General features: G+C 48.7%; 2 protein-coding genes. Both read left to right on the top strand.

The features are described from left to right. Nucleotides 1-1,491 (top strand): glutamate synthase-related protein (locus tag R7O13_RS23875; RefSeq protein ID WP_318304805.1); only part of this gene is annotated, 1,491 nt, incomplete at its 5' end. A 21-nt stretch (nt 1,492-1,512) separates the two neighbouring features. Beyond that, the coding region (locus R7O13_RS23870; protein ID WP_318304804.1) for an FAD-dependent oxidoreductase at nt 1,513-2,345 on the top strand (833 nt) is incomplete at its 3' end.

Genomic DNA, 2,345 nt, shown 5'->3' with positions numbered 1-2,345 from the left:
AACCCGAATGCCCTGGTTTCGGTGAAACTCGTCTCCGAGCCTGGCGTTGGCACCATAGCCACAGGGGTCGCAAAGGCTTACGCCGACCTCATCACCATCTCAGGTTACGATGGCGGTACGGCCGCAAGTCCACTGACTTCGGTGAAATACGCAGGTAGTCCTTGGGAACTTGGCCTCGCAGAAGCCCAACAAGCACTGGTTGCAAATGGCCTTCGCCATAAGATTCGTCTTCAAGTAGATGGCGGGTTAAAAACAGGGCTAGATGTTGTTAAGGCCGCGATTCTTGGTGCGGAAAGCTTCGGGTTTGGTACCGCACCAATGGTTGCTATGGGTTGTAAATTCTTACGTATTTGCCACTTGAACAACTGTGCAACGGGTGTGGCAACTCAAGATGAAACCCTTCGTAAAGAGTACTTTAAAGGCTTACCAGAAATGGTAATGAACTATTTTACTGGCCTTGCCGATGAAGTACGTGAGTTACTCCCAGCACTCGGCGTAGAGAAGCTGACAGACTTAATTGGTCGTACTGATTTACTTGAAGCCGTCGAGGGATTCACTGCGAAGCAAACCAAGTTGGATCTATCAAACATCTTAGAAGCTCCTATTTCAGCCGAAGGTCATCCACTATTTTGGACGGAGCCAAACAAACCGTTTGATAAAGCCGAACTCAACCAAAAAATCGTTGATGATGCCTTGAATGCTGTCGAAAACAGCCAATCAGCAAGTTTCTTCTACAACGTCATCAACACCGACCGTTCTGTTGGCGCGCGTTTATCTGGTGAGATAGCAAAACGCTATGGCAACCAAGGTTTGGCAGCTTCGCCAATCAAAATCTATCTTGATGGTACGGCTGGCCAGTCGTTTGGTGTTTGGAATGCGGGCGGCGTAGAGCTTTACCTCACTGGTGATGCGAACGACTACGTAGGCAAAGGCATGGCTGGTGGTAAGATCGTGATTAAACCTCACCTAGGCACTGCATTTAAATGTAACGAAGCCACCATTGTCGGTAACACATGTTTGTACGGCGCGACAGGAGGCAAACTGTTTGCTGCGGGCAAAGCGGGAGAGCGTTTTGGTGTTCGTAACTCTGGCACCATCGCCGTCATAGAAGGTGCTGGCGATAACGCTTGTGAGTACATGACTGGCGGCATTGTGGCTATTCTTGGCGCCACTGGTGTGAACTTCGGCGCGGGTATGACGGGCGGTTTTGCTTACGTGTTGGATGAAAATCAAGACTTCCAAGGCCGTGTAAACAACGAATCGGTGGAAGCCATTTCACTGTCGGATCTATACATCCACCAAGAGCACTTGCGCGGCCTAATTGCGGAGCATCTCGAAGAGACTGGCTCTAGCCATGCAGAACATATTTTGGCGAACTTTGACGAATGGATTCCGAAGTTCTACTTGGTGAAACCTCAAGCGGCTGACTTAAACACGCTACTTGGTCACCAAAGCCGCAGCGCTGCTGAACTGCGCGTTCAAGCCCAATAAATCATGGAGGATGTTTGAATCATGAGTCAGAACGTTTACCAATTTATCGATGTTCAACGCGTAGATCCGGCGAAAAAACCAATTAAGATTCGTAAGATTGAGTTTGTTGAAATTTACGAGCCGTTCACGAAACAACAAGCAACAGCGCAGGCCGATCGCTGTTTGGATTGCGGTAACCCATATTGTGAATGGAAGTGCCCCGTCCATAACTACATTCCTCAGTGGCTAAAACTGGCGAATGAAGGTCGAATTTTAGAAGCCGTGGAGCTTTCACACCAAACCAACAGCTTGCCTGAAGTGTGTGGCCGAGTGTGTCCGCAAGACCGTTTGTGTGAGGGGTCGTGCACACTAAATGATGATTTTGGTGCAGTCACGATAGGTAACATTGAAAAGTACATCACCGACAAAGCCTTTGAAATGGGCTGGAAGCCTGACATGTCCAAAGTGGAGTGGACGGATAAAAAGGTGGCAATCATCGGCGCCGGCCCTGCTGGTCTGGCAGCAGCAGACATCTTAGTTCGCAACGGTGTAAAACCTGTGGTGTTTGACCGTTACCCAGAGATTGGTGGCCTACTTACCTTTGGTATTCCTTCTTTCAAATTGGAAAAAGGGGTCATGGAAAATCGTCGTCGGGTATTTACCGAAATGGGCGTTGAGTTCCGCATGAATGTGGAAGTCGGCCAAGATGTACAGATGCAAGAACTGCTTGATGAATACGATGCGGTTTTCTTAGGTGTGGGCACATACAAATACATGCGCGCGGGTTTGGAAAATGAAGACGCGCCGGGCGTTTATGACGCCCTACCATTTTTGATTTCCAATACCTATAAGGTTATGGAGCTAGAACATAACCA

It is taken from the genome of Vibrio sp. Y176, assembly GCF_033438945.1.
This window is presented reverse-complemented; position numbering and strand designations above follow the sequence as displayed.